Raw genomic sequence first — 20904 nt, 5'->3', positions numbered from 1 at the left:
TGAACTGCGGGTTACCGTCCAACAATCTTCACCACCAGCGCGGGAAAAGCAACTTTTGGAAGCATTCTTGCAGGTCACTTAAATGAAAACAGCCCTGAAATTAGGGCCATTCTCATGAGTAATTCACAAGCTTATTGAATTGTTTATCGTTCGGTGCGGCCCATGTGTACAGCTGCGGCCCCCTGCCGGCAGAGGAGAGCTGGTCAGGTGCCCTCTCCGGCCCGCCGGTGGGCGGACCCGCCGCTCGGATCGAAGACCGACACGGAGCTCAGCGGCCGAAATACTCCGGCAGATCGGCCTCGGTGACCAGCACCTCGCGCGGCTTGCTGCCCTGATGCTTGCTGACGATCCCCATCGCCTCGAGCATGTCCATGAGCTTCCCGGCGCGCGCATGCCCGACCGACAGGCGCCGCTGCAACCGCGACACGCTCCCCTGTCCCTCCTCGATGGCGATCTGAGCCGCCTGCCGCAGCAGCGGGTCGCTGAAGTCCATGTTCGACTTGTCGCCGCTGGGCCCGCTGGCCTCCACGCCACCCTCGAAGTCCGTGCCGTAGGCCTCCACGAACGCGTCCTCGAACACCTGACGGCGCAGCTCGTCGGCGATGCGGGCGGACTCCACCTCGCTGATGTACGGCCCCTGCAAGCGGATCGGTTTCACGAGGCCCGGCTGATAGAACAGCATGTCGCCCATGCCGGTCAGGCGCTCGGCGCCCAGCGCGTCCAGGATCGTGCGGCTGTCGTGGCTGCTGCTCACCGCGAACGCGATGCGGGCCGGCACGTTCACCTTGATCAGGCTGGTCAGGATATCCACGCTGGGCCGCTGCGTCGCCAGCACCAGGTGCATCCCGGTCGCGCGGGCCATCTGCGCCAGCCGCATGATTGCCGACTCGACTTCTTTCGGGCTGGTGATCATCAGGTCGGCCAGCTCGTCGATGATGATGACCAGATGCGGCAGCTCCGGCTCGCCGACCTGACGCATCTTCGCGTTGAACTGCTCAAGGTTCTTCGCGCCCACCTGCGACATCATCTTGTAGCGCCGCTCCATGTGCGCCACGGCGCCCAGCAGCACGCCCGCCGCGTCCACCGGGTTGGTCACGACCGCCCGCACCAGATGCGGAATCCCGTCGTACGGCGTGAGTTCCACCATCTTCGGATCGATCATCAGGAAGCGCAGCTCGGTCGGCAGGTACTTGAACAGCAGGCTGGTGATCAGCGTGTTCACGCACACCGACTTCCCGCTGCCCGTACTGCCCGCCACGAGCAGGTGCGGCATCTTCGCGAGGTCCCCGACCATCATCTCGCCGTCAATGCTCTTGCCCAGGATGATCGGCAGTTTTGCCCGCGACCCCTTGAAACTCGGCGCGGCCGCTGCCTGATGGAACGTGATCGGCTCGCGCTCCGCGTTGGGGACTTCCAGGCCGATCACGCTCTTGCCCGGCACCGGCGCCTCGATGCGCACGCCACCCACTGCCAGGGCCCGCGCCAGATCGTTCGACAGGCCCGCGATGCGGCTGATCTTCTCGCCGGGCGCGGGCTCGATCTCGTAGCGGGTGACGGTCGGGCCGCGCGCGTAATCCACCACGCGCGCCTGCAGGTTGAAGTGCCGCAGCGTCTCGTCGATCAGGCCGGCCCGCTGCCGCGCCGAGATGTCCAGCGCCTCGGTGTTCAGCGCCGCTCCCGGAATCGGATCGAGCAGCGTCTCGTCCGGACGGGCCAGCGGCAGCGCGCCCTGCACCGGGCGCGGATTCGCCTCGCCCGTGAACAGCGGCAGCGGGGCCGCCGGCGCGGGGGTGGGGGCGCGGCGTTCCGGCTGCGGGCTCTCCCAGGGGGCCGCCGTGGTCGCCCGGACAGGGGCGGATGGCGGGGCGGCCGGGATCGTGGGCGCCGGGCCAAACGGCAGGTCGTCGTCATCCCAGCCGCTGAAGGGATCCATGCCGTCTGGCGCGTCCTCCATGCCCGGCACGACTGGATCGGGCCGCACCTCTGGCGTGTAGGCCGGCGCGGCACGCTGCGGCGTGGGCGGCAGCGTCGCGGCCGGGGTGGGCGCTATCGGGGTGGGCACGGACTCCACCAGAGGGAGCTCAGCCGCGGCCGGGGGGAGCGGCGTCGCGTCCCAGTCGGGCGCCGCCGGGGCAGCCAGCGGGGCAGAAACAGGGGCGGGGGAGAGGTCGTGGGCCGGCCCCATATGCGCCGGGGCCGGGGCGACCGCCACCGCGGTCGCCCGCGCGGGCGGCGTCCAGAGGGGCGCCGTCGCCACGGCCGGGGCGGCACCGGTCAGCGGCGCGCCGAAATCGAAATCCAGGGTGGGCAGCGCGGGGGCCGCCTCCGGGACGGGCTGCGCGGCCAGCGCCTCGGCGCGGCGGCGGGCGTCCTCCTGCGCGCGGGCCAGTTGCGCCCGCCAGCCGCCGGGATCGGCCAGGACCGCGTCCGGATCGGCGCCCAGCGCCTCCGCGAGCGATTCGGCCAGCTCGGTGGGCGCCCGGTCGAAGGCGGCGGCCAGGTCCGGCCAGCCCACGTACGCCGCCGCGCGGGCCCGCCACGCCGTGAATTCCTCGGCCAGTTCCGCCCACTCGCGGGCGCGGCCCGCATGCGCGGGCAGTTCGCGCGTCAGCATGCCCGCGTCCGGTTTCCCCAGCGCCTTCTCGGCGGCCTTGCGGTCGCGTTCCAGCCGCCCAGCGCGCTGCGCCAGACGCTGCACCTCCAGCATCAGCGCCCGGCGCAGCCGCTCCAGCGCCGCGCTCGCCATGGTGCTCGGCAGCTCGGCGCTCAGGTCGTGCCGCCCGGCGCGCAGCTCGTTCGCCACTGCCTCGACCTGCGCGCCCGCCTCGGGGGCCTCCGTGGTCACGGCGGCCCGCAGGTCCCGCGCGGCGTGCCCCACGAAGGTGCGCGCCACCTCGCGCCACGCGACCAGCTCCCTGTCCAGGTTCTTCAGACCCGCCTCGTCCAGCGAGCGCACGTCCCGGCCCGCCGCGCGCAGCTCGTCGTGCAGGCCGGACAGCTCCGGCGCCTGCGGGTAGAGGCGGCGCAGGCCCTCGACCTCGCGTTGCAGGTTCGCCAGCCCCTGCCGCGCCCCCACCCGCGCGCGCGCGGCGTCGCGGCCCTCCTGGCGCGACTCGATCACGCCCTGCACCTGCGCCGCGCCGCCGCCCAGCAGCACGCTCAGCGACCGGAAGAAGCCCTTGAGGAGCGACAGTGGCGCGAGGCGCAGCATCACCTCGACGCCCAGCGTCAGCGTGAGCAGCGGCAGCAGCGCCGCCGCGTAACTCAGTGTGTTCACCAGCGGGTGCATCGCCAGTCCGGCCAGCTGCCCCGCCTGCCCCGGCTGCGCCACCTCGTGCAGGGCCAGCAGGGACAGCACGACCAGGACACCGCCCAGCACGCGCCGCGTCAGGTTGCCCACGTCGCGGTTCAGAAACACCAGCGTCCCGTACGCCACCGGCACCACCGGCAGCAGCATCGCCGCCCAGCCCAGCCAGCCCACCAGCAGCGCCCGCGCCTGCCCCATGAACGACTCCGACCCGGGCTGCGCCGGCTCCATGAACACCGTCACGCCCAGGAAGATCCCGAGCGCGAACAGCACCAGGCCCAGGGCCTCTCCGTCGAACCGGCTGACCGGAGCTGCACCCCTCGAACGCGCCTTCGCCATGCCGGGCAGTGTACCCCAAAGTGCCGCGCAATTCCGCACCAGCACGGCATTTCGACCCTCACACCCCCGGCGTGGGTCATGGCAGAATGCCCGGCGTGCCCCTGCACCTTCCCGCCGCGCTGCACGCGGCCCTCTGGCAGCACGCCCGCACCCACCCCCACCACGAGGTCGTGGGCGCGCTGGGCGGCGTCCTGCGCGGCGAAACCTGGTGCGTGCACACGCTGTACCCCCTGCCGAACATCGCGCCAGACCCCACCCGCGAGTACCTCGCCGACCCCACGTACCTGCTGCGCGCCCTGAAGGCCATGCGCGCCGAGGAGTTGGACCTCGTGGGGCTGTACCACAGCCACCCGCGCGGCCCGGACCGGCCCAGCCGCACCGACACCCGGCTGGCCGCGTACGACGTGCCGTACCTGATCGCCGACCTGAGCGGCGGCACGCTGCGCGCCTACCTGCTCCCCGAAGCGCACGAGGTTGCGCTGCACGTCACGGACGGCCCGGAGTGAGTGCCATTCACGCTCTGCACGGCTTCATCGGCAGCGGCAAGACGACGCGGGCCCGCATGCTGGAACGCGATCTGGGCGCGCTGCGCTTCACGCCCGACGAGTGGATGACCGCCCTGTACGGCGCCGACCCGCCCGCCGCCGAATACCCGGCCCTGCTGGCCCGCGTGCGGACCCTCATGCTCGCGCAGTGGACGCGGGCCGTCACGCTGGGCGTCCCGGTCATCCTCGACGAGGGCCTGTGGACCCGCGCCAGCCGCGACGAGCTGCGCGCGCAGGCCGCCGCGCTCGGCGTGCCCCTCACCCTGCACGTCCTGCCCTTCGACCCGGCCACCGCGCGGGAACGGATCGCAGCGCGCAACGAACAGGCGGGCGCACATTTCGTCGCGCCCGCCACCTTCGAGCTGTTCCTGCCGCGCTTCCAACCCCTGACACCCGACGAGGAATCCCTCCAGTGCGTCATCCGGCACTGACCTCAGGGCAGGCGGCCCACCCGTGCCAGCAGCAGGTCGAAGAACTCGGCGTCCCGGACGCCCACGGCCACCTGCGCGTTCGGGGTCTGCCCGGTCACGCCGTACAGGTCGCAGACGGTGCGCCCCACGTTCAGGCCCTCGGTGGTCTCCACGCTGACGGGCATGGCCTGCCAGTCCAGTAGCTCCGGGCGGATCGCGGCGGCCACCGCCAGCGGGTCGTGCAGCGCCCCGCCGTCCAGGCCGTAGCGGCGGCGGTACACGTCCGCGTAGAAGGTGAGCAGCTCGGCGCAGGCGGCCCCCGCGCGGGTCCCCAGGGCGCGCAGCGCCGCGATGCGGTCCGGCCCCGCGACCGCCTGCATGGTCACGTTCAGACCCACCATCCGCAGCGGCACCCCGCTCCCGAACACGACGTGCGCGGCGTGCGGGTCGGCCAGCGCGTTGAACTCGGCGGCGGGCGTGCGGTTGCCCTGCGCGGTGCTGCCGCCCATCCACACGATCTCGCGGATCAGCGGGGCGATGTCCGGCGCCAGCCGCAGCGCCAGCGCCACGTTCGTCAGCGGGCCGGTGGGGATCAGGGTCACCTCGCCCGGCATGGCGCGCACGGTGCGGATGATGAAATCCACGGCGTGCGCGGCCTCCGGCTCGCGGGCCGGGTCCGGCAGGCCCCCGGCGGGCAGGCCCGACTCGCCGTGCACGGCCGCTGCCGTCAGCGCCGGGCGCACGAGCGGGCGGTCCGCGCCCACGTACACGCCCACCCCGTCCGCCGCCGCGCCCGCCAGGGCCAGCGTCACCCCGGCGTTGCGGGTCGTGCGGTCCAGCGAGACGTTGCCGTGCACGGTCGTCACGCCCAGCACCCGCAGGTCCTCCGGGCTGCCCAGCGCGAGCAGCCACGCCACGGCGTCGTCCAGGCCAGGGTCACCATCGAGAATCACGGGCAGCGGGAACTGGGTCACGCGCGGCAGCATACCGCCAACAGAAAGGGGCGGCCCCCAACTGAGAAGCCGCCCCCTGAACGTGGACTTTAAGCCTGGGCGGTGCCGGGTTGCTGGGCGCCGGGCTGCTGGACTTCCTCACCGCGGATGGTGGCGATGGTCGCCTCCACGAGCTCCTGAAAGCCGCCCCTGTGCATCGCGGCGAGCAGTTCGATGGTCTTCGCGGCGTTCCCCTCGAACGCGAAGCCGGTGTTGTCGAGCTGGCAGCCGTTCATGGCGGTGCCGTCCGTGCCCTTGTACACGAGGAGGCATTCGACGAACGTGCAGTTCTGGAACTGGGTGCCGTCCAGTTCGATGCGTTTCTTGGTGAAGGTCTGGTTCTCGATGGTCTGCATGAGTGGACGTCCAGTGTACGCGAGGGGATGAAACGGAGGGGGCCGCCGCGTTGTTCACGCAGCGGCCCTCCTGCTGAAGGTAACTTACTTCCCGACGAACACGGCGGTGGTCAGCGCGGGCACCGTCACACTGTTCCCGGTGGCGCGACTGCCCTTGACGGTCGCGTCGGTGCCCGCCGCCAGTGCGGGGTGCAGGCTGAGGTTCAGGCCCGCGAGGGCCGCGTCGCTGAGGGTCACGCTCTGGCCGGTCGCGTTGAACACCACCACGACGTTCCGGTAGGGGTTGGTGGGGCTCACGGCGCCGCTGAGTTTCATGGCGATCACGCCGGGCTGCTGCGCCGGGCCCACGTTCAGGAACGTCAGGCCCTGCCCCACCTGCGCGGCGGTGTCCATGCGGAACAGCGTGCTGGAGTACCGCACGCGCAGCATCTCGCGGTAGTGGTCGAAGGCCCGCTGAATGTCGGCTGCCGACGGTTTCAGCGCCGGGTTGCCCAGCAGGCCGCGGTACAGGTTCCAGTTCGCCTCGTTCTTCTCGGCGGGCGGCAGGCCCTTGCCGAAGCCGTTGCCCTTGCCGGTGAAGTCCAGGGTGTTGAACCAGTCGCCGCTGTTGTAGCTGTCGGTGTCGAAGCTCTTGGAGCGCAGAATCTCGTCCCCGGCGTAGCTGAACGGCAGGCCCTGCCCGAGCAGCACGACGCTGTTGGCGAGGTTCTGCATGCGGGTGCGCTGCGCGGAGGTGGCACTCAGGGGCGCTTTCAGGAGGACCGCGTCGAATAGCGTCTGGTTGTCGTGCGCGCTGACGTACGTGATCGCCTCGCGGGGGCTGGCCGCGTACCCGGTGGGCGCGCCGTTGTAGTTCACCTCGGCGCCCTTCACGGCTTTGCCGGTCGCGTCGGTGAAGCGGTAGTCGCGCAGGTTCCCGGTCAGGCCGACTCGCACCTGATCGGCGAGGCTCAGGGCCTTGGCCCTGTTCGTGTTCGCGGGTTGCCCGTTGGGCAGCACGAACATCCCGGTCGCGAAGCCCTGCTCCTGTAGGCCGCCGAAGGGGCTGCCGCCGCGCACCGCGTCACGCAGGCGGTCGTTGAAGGTCCCGATGCCCTGCCCGAACAGGTTCAGCTGCGTGGCGTTCGTGCCGCGCCCACCGCCCTGCACCTCGCCGAAGTCCCAGCCCTCGCCGTAGAGGTAGATGCTCTTGCCGTCCACGCCGTCTTTTTGCACGGTCAGGGCGTCAAGCGCCTTGCGGGCGGCCTGCATGTCGGCGACCATGTGGTGCCCCATCAGGTCGAAGCGGAAGCCGTCCACCTTGTACGCCCTGGCCATCAGGACCAGCGTGTCCACCATGAGTTTGCGCATCATGACGTGCTCGGTGGCGGTGTTCGAGCAGCAGGTGCTGTTCTCCACGCCGCCGTTCGCGTTCAGGCGGTGGTAGTAGCCGGGCACGATGCGGTCCAGGACGCTGCGGTCCGCCTGCCCGCTGGCGGCGGTGTGGTTGAACACCACGTCCTGCACGACGCGCAGGCCCATGCCGTTCAGCGCGGCGACCATGCGGCGGTACTCCAGGGTGCGCTGGTCGGGGTTCACGGCGTAGCTGCCCTCGGGCACCATGTAGTGGTACGGGTCGTAGCCCCAGTTGTACGCGTCCTGATCCTTCACGGCGCCGATGGCCTTCTGCTGCTCGTCGCTGTTCGGCGCGAACTTCGTGAGGTCGCCGGGGGACTTCCACGCGGCCTTGTCCTCGCTGATCGTGGCGATGTCGAAGGTGGGCAGCAGGTGCACGGCCTTCAGGCCCGCGTCGGCCAGGGCCTTCAGGTGCTTCACGCCGTCACTGCCGGGCAGCGTGAACGCGAGGTACGTGCCGCGCTGCGCCGCCGGGACGGTGCTGTCGGCGGCGCTGAAGTCGCGCAGGTGCAGTTCGTAGAAGCTCAGGTCGCCCGCCGAACGCAGCGCCGGTTTCTTCAGGGCGTCCCAGGCCTGCGGTTTGGTGGCCGGGTCGTTCAGGTCCAGCAGCACCGAGCGGGTGCTGTTTCGCGTCAGCGCCACCGAGTACGGGTCGGTCACGAGGTTCGTTTCGACCTTGCCGGTGCTGGGCGCGTACACCTTCACCTCGTAGCGGTAGGCGGCGCCGCGCCAGGTCTGCGCGCCCTTGACCGTCCAGACGCCCTTCGCGTCGCGGGTCATGGGCACCACCGTCTCCTGCCCGCCGGGCACGGTCAGGCGTAATTTGACGTCCTGCGCGGTGGGCGCCCACAGGCGCAGCGTCGGGATGTTGCCCTGCCACTGCGCGCCCAGCGCGCCGTCGTACGCGTAGAGGTCGTCCAGCGCCCATGCGGTCTGCACGCCGGTCGCGCCCAGCACCGTGCCGTCCGGCATGACGCTGCTCACCGCCACCTGCCCCTGCAACGCGGTCCCGAGGCGGGCGGTGTCCTCGGCGCGCACGCGCAGCAGCGCGTAGCTGCTCAGGTACGGCGCCTTCGCCTTCAGGGCGGCGCTCAGGCCCCCCTCAACCTCCTCCAGCGTCAGGGTGTCGCCGCCGTCCACGCCCGCCGCCGTCAGATTCAGGCCGCCGGCGCGCGCGGCGTGCAGGGTCAGCAGCGCGCCCGGCTGCACGAACTCCGGCTTCACGGCGATCAGGTCGCGCGACAGCATGACCGCCTGCTGGCGCGTCAGGTCGCCCACTGTGCGCACGCTCGTATCGGGGCGGGTGGTGTTCACGGCCGCGTTCCCGCTCACGATCCACGCCTGATTGCCCATCTCACTCGTCAGCACCTGATCCGCACCCGGATCCTTGTTGTCGCCGTTATGCACAATGAACCCCAGTTTCTTCCAGTCCGTCTTCATGGGGACGTCCCAGTACACGCCGAACGAATTCGTGCCCGTGGGCGTCAGGGGCTTACTCCACTCGACCTGGGCGGTCGTGTCCTCCCAGGCGTGCAGGCCCCAGCCGTCGTACTTGCCGTCCGGGCGGTAGTAGTTGATGCGCGCCACGCCCGCCGGGACGGGCGGGTCACTGAGCACGGCGGGCGCGCCGTACGCGAAGTCGGCCTTGCCGCTCGTGACGGTCACCTCGTTGCCCTTGCTCAGGTCGGCGAACATGTCGGCGCCCGGGTCCTTCTCGTCGCCCCGGTGCACGAGGAAGCCGATCTTCGCTGCGCCGTCTTTCAGCGGCACGTCCCAGTACGCGCCGCCCGCGTCCGCACCCGTGGGCGTCAGGGGCTTGCTCCACTCGACCTGGGCGGTGGTGTCCTCCCAGGCGTGCAGGCCCCAGCCGTCATACTTGCCGTCCGGGCGCACGTAGCGCACGCGCAGGACGTTCTTGGGGATGGGCTGCGCGCTGCTGCTGGCTGCCGGCGTCGCGGCGGGCGCGGTGGCTGCGGGCGCAGCGGCCTGCGCGACGGGCGCCTGGCTGGCGTCCACCGTGAACGGCCCGGCCTTCGCGTACGCGACGTTCAGGCTGCCGGACTTCAGGAACAGTTCGCGGCCGCGGCTCAGGTCGAACCACAGGTCCCTGTCGGCGTCCTTGGTGTCGCCCTTGTGCACGATGAAGCCCAGCTTCTGCGCGCCCGGTTTCAGGGGAATGTCGAAGTAGGTGCCGAAGTCGTCCTTCCCGCTCTGGGCGAGGGGTTTGTCCCAGGCGACCTGGGCGGTGGTGTCTTCCCACACGTGCAGGCCCCAGCCCGCGTAGGCGACGTCCGCGCGCTGGTAGTGCACGCGCGCGGTGTCGGCAGGCAGGGTTGTTTGCGCCGCTGCCGAAGCAGACAGCGCGACCGTCAGGAGGGTCGCCAGTCTTTTCATTGGTATGGAAATTGTAGCGCTTCCACACCGGAACGGGGGTGAGGTCGAGGTCACGACCTCCGGTCCGGCTGGGCTGAAAATATCGGGCAGGACGCTCAATTTCTCACCAGGGGCCGACACGGTCCGTGCCTCTCCTTCTGGAAGCGTTCCACGCCGGATCAAGCCCCCTTGACCCACCCCACACGCAGCCCGACCTGCACGCCCCTACGCTGTGCCCCATGACCGGCACCGGACACACCAGCGACGAAACCCGCGACGAACCCCAGCACGACCACAGTGACGCCGAGAGCCTGCGCCACATTCCCGCCGACTACGACGACCGTGGCGTGGTGCAGGACAGCCCCGGCAACCCCGACATCGGCGTGGAACACGGCGAACCCAACCGCCAGATGGACCCCGAGAACGACAACACCAACGACGGATAACCCCACAAGCGGAGGCGGCGCGCCGTATGGACTGGCGCGCCGCCTCCCTTGTTTGTCTCGTCAGAAGCGCAGTTCCAGTCCCAGTCCGGCCCCGAAGGTCCCGGCACTCGTGCCGCGCACGAAGGCGCGCCAGCCCGCCGGACCGAACACCGGACCGCGCAGGCCCGCCTCGCCGTACAGGGCGTAGGCGGTGGTGCCACCGCTGGAGGGCAGCAGGGCCTGCCCGCCCAGCGTGGCGAACGCGTCCACCTTCGACAGGGGAATGTTCAGGTCCCGCAGCGTCAGGCCCAGCGCCACCCGGTTCGCCGAGGTGTCCGTGACGCGCCAGGGCCGCTCGGCGCTGCCCTCGAGGCCCACCGTGCCGACGAACGGGATGGGCAGCAGCGCCGCGCCCGCGTGCACGCCGAAGCCGCCCGTCGTGGCGTCCGCCCCGGCCCACGCCACGGCAGCGGAGGCAGGCGCACAGAGGGTCAGGGCGGCCAGCAGGGGAAGGAACCGGATCATGCGCGCAGGGTAGCAGCCGGGCCGGTGAGAACGTGACGGGACTTCCAGTGCGGGCTGGTCTCTCACTTGGGCAGCCACGTCTGCCCGCCCCACCGTTCGCCGCCGCGTCCGGCCCACAGGACCGCGCCGCCCAGCACCAGCGAGGCCGCGCCCAGCAGCCACAGCGGCCAGGACAGGCCCAGGCCCACCTGCAGCACACTCCGGGACGGCTGCCGGGGATCGTAGTGCACGGCCACCGATTGCCCCACCGGGTACTGCGCCAGCACCCGCCGCGCGCCCCGCAGGGACGTGGTGTTCAGCCGGAAGAAGTTCAGTCGCTCGCCGCTGTACATCTGCCCACTGGCGCGGTAGGTGTAGTTCACCTCGGGCCGCCAGCCGCGCCGGTCTGCGAAACGGCCCCCCGGCACGGCCTGCGCCCGCGTGACCGTGCCGGTCGCCACCGGCCAGCGCGCCGCCCGCAGGGATTGCCCCGACTGCCACACCCCGGAGCCCAGCAGGGCCGCCCCGACGAGCAGCAGGAGCAGGGGCACGGCCGGATAGCCAGGGCGGGGACGGCGCGGGGGACGGGGCATGTCCCGCAGTGTCGCCGTCCTTCCTGCGGGCCCGGTCCGGGTTGGGTCCGGACGCCTTCATGAAAGCGCCGCGGCCGTCAGCCGTCCAGCCGGACCTCGGCGACCTTGGCGAGCATGCGGAACGTCTGGAACAGATGGTACGCGTCCGGGCTGTGCCAGCCGACCGTGACGGCGTCCACGCGGGTCACGCCGGGCACGCGCTCACCGGCGTCCGCGCGGGCCTGATGGTTGAAACTCACCTGCGCGTGCGCGGGCCAGCGGGTCACGTAGGGCGCCGCGTCGCCCGCCGCCTCCACTGCCCGGCGCGCCCCGTCCCGGATGCGGCGCTGCGCCTCGCGCGGGTGCAGGTGCGCCGCCGCGAAGGCACTCAGGCCCTCCTTCACGGGCACCGTGACCACCCCGGGCCCCAGTTCCGCCGTGATCTCGCTCATGGCCACGTCGTCCCCGGACGCGAACAGCACGGGCACGCCGTAATGCCCGGCCAGCAGGGCGTTCAGGCCGTACTCGCCGGTACTCACGCCGTTCACGACCACGTCCCGCACGAAACCGTTCCAGGTGTGCGCTAGCGGCCCGCGCACACTTCCGGCCCGCGCGTGGTACCCCACGAACAGCAGCCCCACCACCCCGGGCTCCTGCACGCCCTGCACCATGCTCAGCGGCTTGTCGTTGCCGCTCGTGAAGCGCACCCCGTCGGGCAGCAGTTCCGGGATCAGGTTGCGCATGGTGTCGTGACTGTCGTTCACGAGCACGTCGGTCGCCCCGGCGTCCAGCGCGCCCTGCGCGGCGGCCGCCGCCTCCAGCGTCATGCGTTCGCGGGCGCGTTCGTACTCCGCGCCGCTCACCAGCCCGCCGAATTCCGGGGGGCTGACCTGCACCCAGCTCGAGACTCCGGTCACGCCCTCCATGTCCACACTGATCACCACTCGCCGCTCGGTCATGGCTGGCAGCCTACGCCAGCCGGGCCTGCCGGGCGCGGGGCAGGTGGTGCCGTCCACCCGCCCGTGAATCCGTACACACCGTGACGCGCGGCCGCCCCGCTGCGGCGCGGGCGTGTTAGCCTCATTCGTTATGAGCCGCGTGCCCCTGAAATCCGCCCGTGAAATCGAGATCATGCGCCGCGCGGGCGCGCTCGTCGCCGACACCTTCCGCGTCCTCGCGCCGTTCGTGAAACCCGGCGTGACCCTCAAGGAACTCGACCGACTGGCCGAGGAGCACATCCGCAAGGCCGGAGCGATTCCCGCGTACGTCGGCTACGGCCCCAAGAACAACCCCTTCCCCGGCACGATCTGCGCCAGCGTGAACGAGGTCATCTGCCACGGCATCCCCGACGCCCGCGAACTGAAGGACGGCGACATCATCGGCGTGGACATCGGCGTGTTGCTGGACGGCTACTACGGCGACGCCTGCACCACGTACACGGTCGGGCAGGTCAGCGCGGAGGTGCAGGGCCTCGTGGACACCACCCGCGAGTCCCTGAAGGACGCGCTGGACCTCGTGAAACCCGGCGCGCGCCTGGGCGACATCGGGCACGCCATCCAGAGCCTCGCCGAGGGCCGTGGCTACGGCGTGGTGCGCGAGTACACCGGGCATGGCATCGGCAAGCGCCTGCACGAGGAACCCACCATCCTGCACTACGGCGCGCGCTACACCGGCCTGAAACTCCAGCCGGGCATGGTCTTCACGATTGAACCCATGGTCAACCTGGGCCGCCCCGAGACGCGCCTGCTGGCCGACGGCTGGACGGTCGTCACCGCCGACGGCAGCCCCAGCGCGCAGTTCGAGCACACTGTCGTCGTGACCGCGAAAGGCCATGAGATCCTGACCGTGTGAGCCGCCCCCCCGCGCCGACCCCCCGAAATTCCCGCGTGGCGGCGTCCGCGCGCCCAGCCCCGACCAGATCGAAGACGAAGCGACCCTGCGAGGCGCGCTGTTCGAGGGGGGCGACTGGCCTGCCCTGGCCGCGCTGCACAGCGTGACTTTCGCCGGGTGCGTGTTCCGGCGCGTGAACCTGACCGGCAGCGTGTGGGAGCGCGTGCGCCTGCTGGACGTGCGCTTCGAGGACTGCGACCTCAGCGGCGCGCGCTGGACGGACGTGAGCCTGGACCGCGTGGAGGTCACGGGCTCGCGCCTGCTGGGCCTCCAGGCCGCTGGCGTGCGGCTGCGGCACGTGCGCCTGACCCGCGTCCACGCCCCCCTGAGCGTCTGGCAGCGCGCCGACGCTGCGCATCTGCACCTGAACGGCTGCGACCTCAGCGAGGCCAGCTTCATGGAAGCGAACCTGCCCGGCGCAGTCCTGCGGGACTGCCGCCTGCACCGCACCGACCTGCGGGGTGCGCAGCTGGACGGCGCGGACCTGCGCGGCAGCGCCCTGGGTGGCCTGCGCGCCGGGGCCGCCGACCTCCAGGGCGTCACGGTGGAGGCCGCGCAGGTGCTCGACCTCGCTCACCTGCTGGGCGTGCAGATCGAGGAACTGCCCGGCGAGGCGTAGGCCGCCGGGCCTCCGCCCCGCTCAGCTTTCCAGCGCCAGCCAGGTGTTCGGCCCGACGATGCCGTCCGCCGTGAGTCCTTTGCTCGTCTGGAAGGATTTCACGGCGTTCTCGGTGGCGGGCCCGAACGCGCCGTCCACCGTGACCGCGTACCCGCGCGCCGCGAGCTGCCCCTGCGACGCCTGCACCGCCGGGCCGCTGTCGCCCTGGCGAACCGTGCGGATCAGGCGTTCCCAGGTGGCCGACCCGATCAGGCCGTCCGGCGTGAGGCCCGCCCCCGACTGGAACGCGCTGACCGCGCTGGCCGTGCCGCCGCCGTAGCTGCCGTCCGCCGTCAGGGTCTGCCCGGCGGCGATCAGCAGCCGCTGCGCGCTGCGCACCCGCTCACCGGTCATGCCGGTCTTCGTGGTGGGCCAGATGCGCACCTGCACGCCCAGCCGCGCCGCCACGTCCGCGCGCAGCTGCGGCAGTTTCGCGTACAGCACGTCGCCGGGGCAGTCGGTGTTGTTGAAGTCCCGGTGCCCGTACAGTTCCGTGGCGGGAATGCCGTACTGCTGGCACAGCCACGCGCACAGGCCCACCAGCGCGCCGTACTGCCCGGCGGGCGGCGAGACCGTCATGTACGTGCCCTCGTTCTCGATACCCACCGCCACGTCGTTCTGCCCGTCGCAGTGGGCGCCCTGCACGTGCTGCGCGCCGCCCTGCGCGGCTTCCAGGCTGCGGTGCCGGCCCTCCAGGACGTATCCGCCCCGGCTGACCGTAAACTGCTGCCCGGTGTCGATCCACCCGCGTGAGAAGTGACTCTGCTGGATGCTCCGGGCCAGGCTGAACGCCTGCGCCTGCGACAGATCAGTGGTGTTCGCGCTGGCCGTGTGATGCACCAGGATGCGGGTGGGCCGCGCCGCGAGCAGTACGATGGGCGATTTTGCCGGTTGCGCCAGCCACGCCGCGCAGCCCGAGATGCCCGGCGCGGCGACTGCCAGCGCGTTCAGCCGGTCCGGCACGCGCGTCAGGGGCACGCCGCAGCTCGCCAGGACGGCACTGGCACTCGCCAGCAGCCCCAGCCGCAGGACGTCACGCCGCTGCACATTCATCGTTTCCTCCGGGGCGCGAAGGTGGCGTACGGGGAGCGCCGCCGGGGCCGGGCGGACGCCGTGCGGATCGCGTGGCCGGGCGTCCGGGGAGCCGCGCTGCCCGTCAGGGACCGGCTGATTTCCGCTGACGCAGTGGCTGGCGCGGGGCGCGGTGTGGGGAGGGTGACGGGGACTGCGGCCTGACCGGGATTCAGCGGTGTCGTCATGGTCAGTTCCACGCGCAGTGGACGTGGTTGCTGTGCCCGCCGGTCGGGTCGTGGTACGCGTCGAAGGTCTGCCCGGGGTCGCTGCCCGCCGCGATGCAGGCGTTGCGCGCCGCCGTGTGCGAGCTGTTCGGGCTGCTCAGGCTCACGCCGTTCCAGATGCCGATATCGAACGCCAGCCCCGCGTAGTGATCCGAGTACGTGGAGTGCACGCCGCCCGCAATGGAGGTCACGTAGAAGCTGTTGCTGCGCGACAGGTCGGACATGCCCTGCAACATGCTCTTTTTCAGGTACACGGTCAGGCCGCAGTTGGCGTTGCTGGCGCAGCCGCGCGTGGCGGCCTTCCCGGCGGCGGTGTCCAGCAGGTTCTGGCGGGGGCTGCCGCTGACGGTGCTGCTGCTGGTGCCCAGCGTCACGCGGCTGGTGTTCAGGATGCTCTGCGCGAGGCTGGCGGCGGTGCCCGACCCGCCGGTGCTGGCCCCGGTCACCAGGGCGTTCCAGGTGTTCAGGCCCACCACGCCGTCCGCGCTCAGGCCGCGCTTGCCCTGGAAGTCCCGCACGGCGCTGTCGGTGCCCGCGCCGAACGCGCCGTCCACGGTCACGCCGGTGTACCCGTACCCGCTGCGCAGCTGGTCCTGCACGGCGCGCACCGCGTTGCTGTTGTCGCCCTGGCGGACGGTCACGATCAGTTTCTCCCAGGTGTTGCCGCCCACGATGCCGTCCACCGTCAGGCCGTTTGAACCCTGGAAGGACCGCACGGCGCTGTCCGTCCCGGCGCCGAACGCGCCGTCCACGCTCAGGGTGTAGCCGCGGTGGCGCAGCAGGTACTGCAGGGTGACCACGTCGCGGCCACTGTCGCCCTGCCGCAGCGCCTGCCAGGTCAGCACGGACTGCGCGCCCAGCGTGGGCGCAGGTGACAGCGAGGTCGGGGTACTCGGCGCGGCGCAGCCCGCCAGGAGGACCGTCAGGAGGAGGGGAAGACGAAAGCGCATGGATGAACCTCCGGAACACGCGTGGGGAAAGGGCCCCGGATGCCAGGGTGGGCACCCGCAGGAGTTGAATTGACGCGTGACCCCGACTGTAGCGTGTCCAGCCCGCCCGGCGGCGGCAAGGTGGTGCGCACCAGTCGGGCGCAGCGAAGAGCCCCCGGCGCAGGCTCGGGGGCAGGGGAGAGGGTCGGTTCAGCGCGACCTGAGCAGGTCCGTGTGCGGCGCGCCGAAGCGGTCGCGCAGGAAGTGCCCCTGCGTGAGCAGCCGGTCGGCGGCGGCGTGGTCGTGGCGCAGCAGGTCGTCCAGGCCCTCGTTCAGGCGCTCCAGCTGCTCGCGCAGCAGGCCCTCGGGGTCGCGGCCCTGGGTGCGCAGTTGCTCGCGTCCGGCGGGCGTCAGGTGCAGGTAGGCGCGCAGGGTCTCCGGCAGGTACTCCAGCCGGATCTGCCAGAGCAGCGTCCGCGAGCGCTCCTCGGCGGGCGGGGGCGTGTCCTCCAGGCGGCACAGCAGGGCCAGCGCGAACAGCCGGTGCGGTTCGGGCAGGCGCAGCGCGAGGGCGGGCGCGTCGTCCCCGGCACCAGCCTGGGAGAGAGGTGCGGGTAGGGCCTGGCGCTCCTGCGTGACGCGGGTGGGGAGCAGGCCGCGGCGCAGCGCCTCGCGTTCGAGTTCGTGACGGTGGATCATCTGGCGGCGCAGCAGCGGGAAACCGAACACGCTGCCGAAGAGCAGGGCGGGCACGACGATGGCTTCAAGGTCCATGGGGGTCACCTCCGGGAGGGCAGATGCGGGCACTGTATCCGCCGCGCATGAGGGCCTCGTCCCCCGAAAGGCGGACCTGCCGGGCAAGGCCTCTACAATCGGGGGATGACTGTGTACTGGACCGGGGTGACGCCATCAGCGGCGTGACCTTCAAGGGAAAACGCCCACGTGATCTCGCGGCCGACGCGGCCGTCAGCGTGCGCGGCGTGCGCAAGAGCTTCCGCTCGCCGGGCGGCGCGGAGACGCGCGTGCTGGACGACATCGACCTCGACATCCGCCGCGGCGAGTTCTTCAGCCTGCTGGGCCCGTCCGGCTGCGGGAAGACGACGCTGCTGCGCATCCTGGCGGGTTTCGAGAGTCCGGACGCGGGCGCGGTCCTGATCGGCGGGCAGGACATGACGGGCGTGCCGCCTCACCGGCGGGACGTGAACACGGTGTTCCAGAGTTACGCGCTGTTCCCGCACATGACCGTGCAGGACAATGTGGCCTTCGGGCTGCGCATGAAGGGCGTGCCCGCCGCGCAGGTCCGTGAGAGGGTCATGACGGCCCTGGAGCGCGTGCGCATCGCGGATTTCGCCGCGCGCCGCCCGGATCAGCTCTCGGGCGGGCAGCGGCAGCGGGTGGCGCTGGCCCGCGCCATCGTGAACGAACCGCAGGTGCTGCTGCTGGACGAACCGCTCTCCGCGCTGGACCTGAAGCTGCGCAAGGAGTTGCAGGTGGAACTCGCCAACCTCCAGGAGAGCCTAGGCATGACCTTCGTGTTCGTCACGCACGACCAGGAGGAGGCGCTGGTCATGAGTGACCGCATCGCCGTGATGAACCGGGGCCGCGTGGAGCAGCTGGGCCGCGCCGAGGAGCTGTACGAGCGCCCGAGGACGGCGTTCGTGGCGAACTTCCTGGGCAGCAGCAACCTGATTGAGGGCACCGTTCTGACCGTGGACGGCCACGAGGCGACCGTGCAGACCGAGCACGGCCCGCTGCGCACCACCCACGGCGCGGGCCTGCGCCCCGGCCAGAGCGTCACGCTGTCCGTCCGCCCCGAGAAACTGAGGATGGAACGCGACGACCTGGCCGTGGGCAATGAGATCCGCGCCCGCGTGGACGACATCGTGTACACCGGCGCCGAGAACCAGTACCTCCTCCAGGCCGGCGGGCAGCAACTCGTCGCGTTCCAGCTGAACGCCGACATCGGCGCGGACGAGGACTTCGACTACGACGAACAGGTCGCCCTGTACCTGCCGCCCGACAACCTCGTCGTGCTGGAAGAAGCGTGAGAAAGGTTGAACGTCGTATGAGGACCGTTGCTGGAGCGCGCTCCTCGCACCAACGCCACACCCCTTATCACGCCACCGCAGGTGCCGTGTGCTGACGGTCCGGCGCTTCTTTGCCACGCTGGGGCCGGGGGTGCTGTGGCTGGGCGTGTTCCTGATCGTGCCGGCCCTGGTGATGCTGGGCTACTCGTTCCTGACGCGCACGGACCTGGCGCAGGTGGGCGCGCCGTGGACGCTGGAGTCCTGGCAGCGGGTGTTCGGGTACGACGCGCTGTTCCAGGAGTGGACGGGGGACAACGTACGCGTGCTGTGGCGCAGCGTCTGGGTGGCGGCCCTGAGTACCCTGTTGTGCGCGTTGATGGGCTACCCACTGGCGTTCTACATCGCGCGGCAGGACGCCCGCCGCAAGAACCTCCTGCTGCTGCTGCTGATCATCCCGTTCTGGACGAACTTCCTGATCCGCGTGTACGCCTGGATCCTGATTCTGCGCCCGTTTGATCTGGTGCCCAGCCTGACGGCCACGCTGCTGGGCATGGTGTACGCGTTCGTGCCGTTCTTCGTGCTGCCGGTGTACGCCAGCGTCGAGAAGATCGACTGGCGACTGCTGGAAGCCGCCGAGGACCTGGGTGCACCCCCGGTGCGGGCGTTCCTGAGCGCCGTGTTCCCGCAGACCCTGCCGGGGCTGGTGGCGGGCATCCTCCTGACGTTCATTCCCGCGCTGGGCACCTTCGTCGTCAGTGACATCCTGGGCGGCGCGAAGACGGCCCTGGTGGGGAACCTCATCCAGAACCAGTTCGGGCAGGCGGGCGACTGGCCGTACGGCAGCGCCCTGAGCTTCCTCCTGATGGGCGCCGTGTTGCTGGGCCTGTGGGCGTACGCCCGCGTGGCCGGGCAGAAGGGCCTGGAGGAACTCGTATGATCCGGCGGACGCATCCGGCGCTGAGTGCGTGGGCGTGGCTGGTGTACGCGTTCCTGTACCTGCCGATCATTGTGCTGGTGGTGTTCTCTTTCAACGATTCGCGCTTCGGGGCGACCTGGGCGGGCTTCACGACGAAGTGGTACGGGGTGCTGTTCGCCCGCGCGGACGTGCGCGAGGCGCTGGCGCACACGCTGGAGATCGCCCTGCTCAGCACGCTGGTCAGCACCGTGCTGGGGACGCTGGTGGGCCTGGGCCTGTGGCGGTACACGCTGCGCTTCCGCACGGCGCTGACGGGGCTGCTCGTCCTGCCCATCGTGGTGCCGGACGTGGTGATGGGCGTCAGCCTGCTGATGTTCTACTCGTTCGTCCGGCAGGGCCTGGAACGCGCCGGGTGGACCTTCGACAACGGCTTCTGGACGGTGCTGCTGGCGCACGTGACCTTCCAGATCAGTTACGTGGCCCTGACGGTCCGCTCGCGGCTGGCCGGGTACGGCCCGGAGCTGGAGGAGGCCGCCCGCGACCTGGGCGCCAGCGGCTGGGAGTCGTTCCGGCGGGTGGTGCTGCCGCTGGCGATGCCGGGCGTGCTGGCGGGGGCGCTGCTGGCGTTCACGCTGTCCCTGGATGATTTCGTGGTCACGTACTTCACGAGCGGGTCGGGCTTCAGCACGCTGCCCGTGCTGATCTACACGAACGTGAAGCGCGGCGTGACGCCCGACATCAACGCCCTGAGCGCGCTGCTGGTGCTCGTGACGGTCGTGGCGATCGTCGCGGCGAACGCGCTGCTGCGCCCCCGGAGAGGCGCGTGAAGCGGGCCGCGCTGCTGGCCGGTGCGGGGCTGCTCCTCCTGACCGGCTGTTACCGCGTGCAGAAACCCGCGCAGGCCCAGCCGGGCCCGGCGAATCAGGCAGGACAGGAGGGTCAGGCGACCCCCGTCCCGCGCGGCGACGGGAAGACGCTGCGGGTGTTCATCTGGTCGGAGTACATCGACCCCGATCTGGTGAAGGCCTTCGAGAAGGCGAACGGCGTGCGGGTCGTGCTCGACACCTTCGAGAGCAACGAGGCCATGCTCGCCAAGCTGCAGGGCGGCGGGGCGCAGTACGACCTCGCGGTGCCCAGCAACTACGTCGTGCAGACCATGGTGCGCGCCGGACTGCTCCAGCCTCTGAACAAGTCTGAATTGCCGAACCTGAAGAACATCGCCCCCGGTTTCCTGAACGCCGACTACGACCCGGGCAACGTCTATTCCGTGCCGTACCAGTACGCCGCGACCGGACTGGCCTATAACCGGCAGCGCTACGTCCCGCAGGACACCTGGGCGGAGATCTTCGGCCCGGACGACCGCCACTCGTTCGTGCTGCTTGACGATCCGCGCGAGGTGATCGGCGCGGCCCTGAAGTACCTGGGGTTCAGCGCGAACACCACCCGTGTCGAGCAGCTGCGCGCCGCGCGCGACCTGCTGCGCCGCGTGGTGGCGAAGAAGGGCTTCCAGGGTTTCGACGGCGGCCCCGGCACCCGCAACAAACTGCTGGCGAAGACCGTGGACCTGGGGCAGATCTACGTGGGTGATCTGCTGATCGCCACCGAGGAGGACGAGAACGTGCAGGTGCTGCTGCCCCGGCAGGGCACGACCATCAGCATGGACACCCTGGTCGTCCTGAAACGCAGCCCCAACCCCGAACTGGCCCACCGCTTCATCGATTTCATCCTGGACGCGGAGAACGGCGCGCAGCTGAGCAACTACACCTACTACGCCACGCCGAACGCCGCCGCCCGCCCGTACCTGGACGACTTCCTGAAGGACATCCCCGCGCTGAACCCGCCCGCCGCGTGGCTCACCGACGGCCGCCTGGACTTCATCGGCGAACTGCCAGCGGGGCGCCCGCAGCGGCTGTACGACCGCATCTGGACGGAACTCAAGAGTCGTTGACCCGCCCTGAATTGGCGCGC

Annotated in this window: 19 protein-coding genes; 9 read left to right on the top strand and 10 right to left on the bottom strand. The window is 71.0% G+C overall.

Annotated elements, in window-relative coordinates; translation table 11 throughout:
- Positions 1–268: 268 nt before the first annotated feature.
- The gene (locus AUC44_RS08965) at positions 269–3646 is read right to left on the bottom strand and encodes a DNA translocase FtsK (RefSeq protein WP_062158314.1); all 3378 of its coding nucleotides are present in this window, start codon (positions 3644–3646) and stop codon (positions 269–271) included.
- 86 nt (positions 3647–3732) lie between these two features.
- On the opposite strand from AUC44_RS08965, the gene AUC44_RS08960 reads away from it, so the two are divergent.
- Together AUC44_RS08960 and AUC44_RS08955 are read left to right on the top strand one after the other, a co-directional pair.
- Entirely contained in the window at positions 3733–4152 is a 420-nt protein-coding gene (locus AUC44_RS08960) for a M67 family metallopeptidase (protein WP_062158313.1), read from the top strand.
- Positions 4149–4622 carry a P-loop nucleotide/nucleoside kinase family protein gene (locus tag AUC44_RS08955; protein WP_062158312.1) on the top strand — a complete coding sequence of 158 codons (474 nt, stop codon included), beginning with the start codon at positions 4149–4151 and terminating at the stop codon, positions 4620–4622. Before AUC44_RS08960 ends, AUC44_RS08955 begins: the two co-directional genes overlap by 4 nt.
- Before the next feature lie 2 nt (positions 4623–4624).
- Here the strand turns inward: AUC44_RS08955 and AUC44_RS08950 are convergent, their stop codons facing one another.
- The 3 genes from AUC44_RS08950 to pulA form a co-directional block, all read right to left on the bottom strand.
- Positions 4625–5587 (bottom strand): nucleoside hydrolase, encoded by a 963-nt coding sequence (locus AUC44_RS08950; RefSeq protein ID WP_062158311.1) that lies wholly within the window; start codon positions 5585–5587, stop codon positions 4625–4627.
- Positions 5588–5643: 56 nt separating this feature from the next.
- Positions 5644–5949: a hypothetical protein gene (locus tag AUC44_RS08945; protein WP_062158310.1), complete on the bottom strand. Its 306-nt coding sequence runs from the start codon at positions 5947–5949 to the stop codon at positions 5644–5646.
- An 84-nt stretch (positions 5950–6033) separates the two neighbouring features.
- Positions 6034–9738, bottom strand: a complete 3705-nt coding sequence (gene pulA, locus AUC44_RS08940) for a pullulanase-type alpha-1,6-glucosidase (RefSeq protein WP_062158309.1) — start codon at positions 9736–9738, stop codon at positions 6034–6036.
- Between the two features lie 218 nt (positions 9739–9956).
- Here pulA and AUC44_RS08935 point away from each other — a divergent pair, with 218 nt between their 5' ends.
- The gene (locus AUC44_RS08935; protein ID WP_062158308.1) at positions 9957–10163 is read left to right on the top strand and encodes a hypothetical protein; all 207 of its coding nucleotides are present in this window, start codon (positions 9957–9959) and stop codon (positions 10161–10163) included.
- Between the two features lie 60 nt (positions 10164–10223).
- Here AUC44_RS08935 and AUC44_RS08930 read toward each other — a convergent pair whose 3' ends face one another.
- From AUC44_RS08930 to AUC44_RS08920, 3 genes are all read right to left on the bottom strand, one after another.
- Positions 10224–10667: a hypothetical protein gene (locus tag AUC44_RS08930; RefSeq protein WP_062158307.1), complete on the bottom strand. Its 444-nt coding sequence runs from the start codon at positions 10665–10667 to the stop codon at positions 10224–10226.
- A gap of 62 nt (positions 10668–10729) precedes the next feature.
- Positions 10730–11239, bottom strand: coding sequence for a DUF3592 domain-containing protein (locus tag AUC44_RS08925; protein WP_062158306.1), 510 nt, complete (start codon positions 11237–11239; stop codon positions 10730–10732).
- A gap of 77 nt (positions 11240–11316) precedes the next feature.
- Positions 11317–12177: a M55 family metallopeptidase gene (locus AUC44_RS08920; protein ID WP_062158305.1), complete on the bottom strand. Its 861-nt coding sequence runs from the start codon at positions 12175–12177 to the stop codon at positions 11317–11319.
- Between the two features lie 130 nt (positions 12178–12307).
- Between AUC44_RS08920 and map the strand changes: the two genes are divergently transcribed.
- Both map and AUC44_RS08910 read left to right on the top strand, forming a co-directional pair.
- Positions 12308–13069, top strand: a complete 762-nt coding sequence (gene map, locus AUC44_RS08915; RefSeq protein ID WP_062158304.1) for a type I methionyl aminopeptidase — start codon at positions 12308–12310, stop codon at positions 13067–13069.
- Between the two features lie 142 nt (positions 13070–13211).
- Positions 13212–13727 carry a pentapeptide repeat-containing protein gene (locus AUC44_RS08910; RefSeq protein WP_082689009.1) on the top strand — a complete coding sequence of 172 codons (516 nt, stop codon included), beginning with the start codon at positions 13212–13214 and terminating at the stop codon, positions 13725–13727.
- Between the two features lie 21 nt (positions 13728–13748).
- Here the strand turns inward: AUC44_RS08910 and AUC44_RS08905 are convergent, their stop codons facing one another.
- The 3 genes from AUC44_RS08905 to AUC44_RS08895 all read right to left on the bottom strand — a co-directional run bounded on the left by AUC44_RS08905 (position 13749) and on the right by AUC44_RS08895 (position 16767).
- Positions 13749–14819: a peptidoglycan recognition protein family protein gene (locus AUC44_RS08905; protein ID WP_062158302.1), complete on the bottom strand. Its 1071-nt coding sequence runs from the start codon at positions 14817–14819 to the stop codon at positions 13749–13751.
- A 208-nt stretch (positions 14820–15027) separates the two neighbouring features.
- The gene (locus AUC44_RS08900; protein ID WP_082689008.1) at positions 15028–16014 is read right to left on the bottom strand and encodes a peptidoglycan-binding domain-containing protein; all 987 of its coding nucleotides are present in this window, start codon (positions 16012–16014) and stop codon (positions 15028–15030) included.
- Between the two features lie 189 nt (positions 16015–16203).
- The gene (locus AUC44_RS08895; RefSeq protein WP_062158301.1) at positions 16204–16767 is read right to left on the bottom strand and encodes a hypothetical protein; all 564 of its coding nucleotides are present in this window, start codon (positions 16765–16767) and stop codon (positions 16204–16206) included.
- A gap of 143 nt (positions 16768–16910) precedes the next feature.
- Here AUC44_RS08895 and AUC44_RS08890 point away from each other — a divergent pair, with 143 nt between their 5' ends.
- The 4 genes from AUC44_RS08890 (at position 16911) to AUC44_RS08875 (ending at position 20884) form a co-directional block, all read left to right on the top strand.
- On the top strand, positions 16911–18041 hold the full coding sequence (locus tag AUC44_RS08890) for an ABC transporter ATP-binding protein (protein WP_231724398.1): 1131 nt from the start codon (positions 16911–16913) through the stop codon (positions 18039–18041).
- An 88-nt stretch (positions 18042–18129) separates the two neighbouring features.
- The gene (locus AUC44_RS08885) at positions 18130–18957 is read left to right on the top strand and encodes an ABC transporter permease (RefSeq protein WP_062158300.1); all 828 of its coding nucleotides are present in this window, start codon (positions 18130–18132) and stop codon (positions 18955–18957) included.
- Positions 18954–19763 carry an ABC transporter permease gene (locus AUC44_RS08880; protein ID WP_062158299.1) on the top strand — a complete coding sequence of 270 codons (810 nt, stop codon included), beginning with the start codon at positions 18954–18956 and terminating at the stop codon, positions 19761–19763. The genes AUC44_RS08885 and AUC44_RS08880 overlap by 4 nt, the downstream gene beginning before the upstream one ends.
- Positions 19760–20884, top strand: a complete 1125-nt coding sequence (locus AUC44_RS08875) for a polyamine ABC transporter substrate-binding protein (protein WP_062158298.1) — start codon at positions 19760–19762, stop codon at positions 20882–20884. Before AUC44_RS08880 ends, AUC44_RS08875 begins: the two co-directional genes overlap by 4 nt.
- The last annotated feature ends 20 nt before the right edge of the window (positions 20885–20904 follow it).

Origin of the sequence: Deinococcus actinosclerus (assembly GCF_001507665.1) — a bacterium.
Lineage (GTDB): Bacteria > Deinococcota > Deinococci > Deinococcales > Deinococcaceae > Deinococcus > Deinococcus actinosclerus.
The sequence above is the reverse complement of the archived record's forward strand: the minus strand, read 5'-3'. Positions and strand labels throughout refer to the sequence as shown.

Coding starts and splice junctions, on each gene's coding strand:
- AUC44_RS08965 (WP_062158314.1), bottom strand. CDS start 3,646: ATGGCGAAGGCGCGTTCGAGGGGTGCAGCTCCGGTCAGCCGGTTCGAC.
- AUC44_RS08960 (WP_062158313.1), top strand. CDS start 3,733: ATGCCCGGCGTGCCCCTGCACCTTCCCGCCGCGCTGCACGCGGCCCTC.
- AUC44_RS08950 (WP_062158311.1), bottom strand. CDS start 5,587: ATGCTGCCGCGCGTGACCCAGTTCCCGCTGCCCGTGATTCTCGATGGT.
- AUC44_RS08945 (WP_062158310.1), bottom strand. CDS start 5,949: ATGCAGACCATCGAGAACCAGACCTTCACCAAGAAACGCATCGAACTG.
- pulA (WP_062158309.1), bottom strand. CDS start 9,738: ATGAAAAGACTGGCGACCCTCCTGACGGTCGCGCTGTCTGCTTCGGCA.
- AUC44_RS08935 (WP_062158308.1), top strand. CDS start 9,957: ATGACCGGCACCGGACACACCAGCGACGAAACCCGCGACGAACCCCAG.
- AUC44_RS08930 (WP_062158307.1), bottom strand. CDS start 10,667: ATGATCCGGTTCCTTCCCCTGCTGGCCGCCCTGACCCTCTGTGCGCCT.
- AUC44_RS08925 (WP_062158306.1), bottom strand. CDS start 11,239: ATGCCCCGTCCCCCGCGCCGTCCCCGCCCTGGCTATCCGGCCGTGCCC.
- AUC44_RS08920 (WP_062158305.1), bottom strand. CDS start 12,177: ATGACCGAGCGGCGAGTGGTGATCAGTGTGGACATGGAGGGCGTGACC.
- map (WP_062158304.1), top strand. CDS start 12,308: ATGAGCCGCGTGCCCCTGAAATCCGCCCGTGAAATCGAGATCATGCGC.
- AUC44_RS08905 (WP_062158302.1), bottom strand. CDS start 14,819: ATGAATGTGCAGCGGCGTGACGTCCTGCGGCTGGGGCTGCTGGCGAGT.
- AUC44_RS08900 (WP_082689008.1), bottom strand. CDS start 16,014: ATGCGCTTTCGTCTTCCCCTCCTCCTGACGGTCCTCCTGGCGGGCTGC.
- AUC44_RS08895 (WP_062158301.1), bottom strand. CDS start 16,767: ATGGACCTTGAAGCCATCGTCGTGCCCGCCCTGCTCTTCGGCAGCGTG.
- AUC44_RS08880 (WP_062158299.1), top strand. CDS start 18,954: ATGATCCGGCGGACGCATCCGGCGCTGAGTGCGTGGGCGTGGCTGGTG.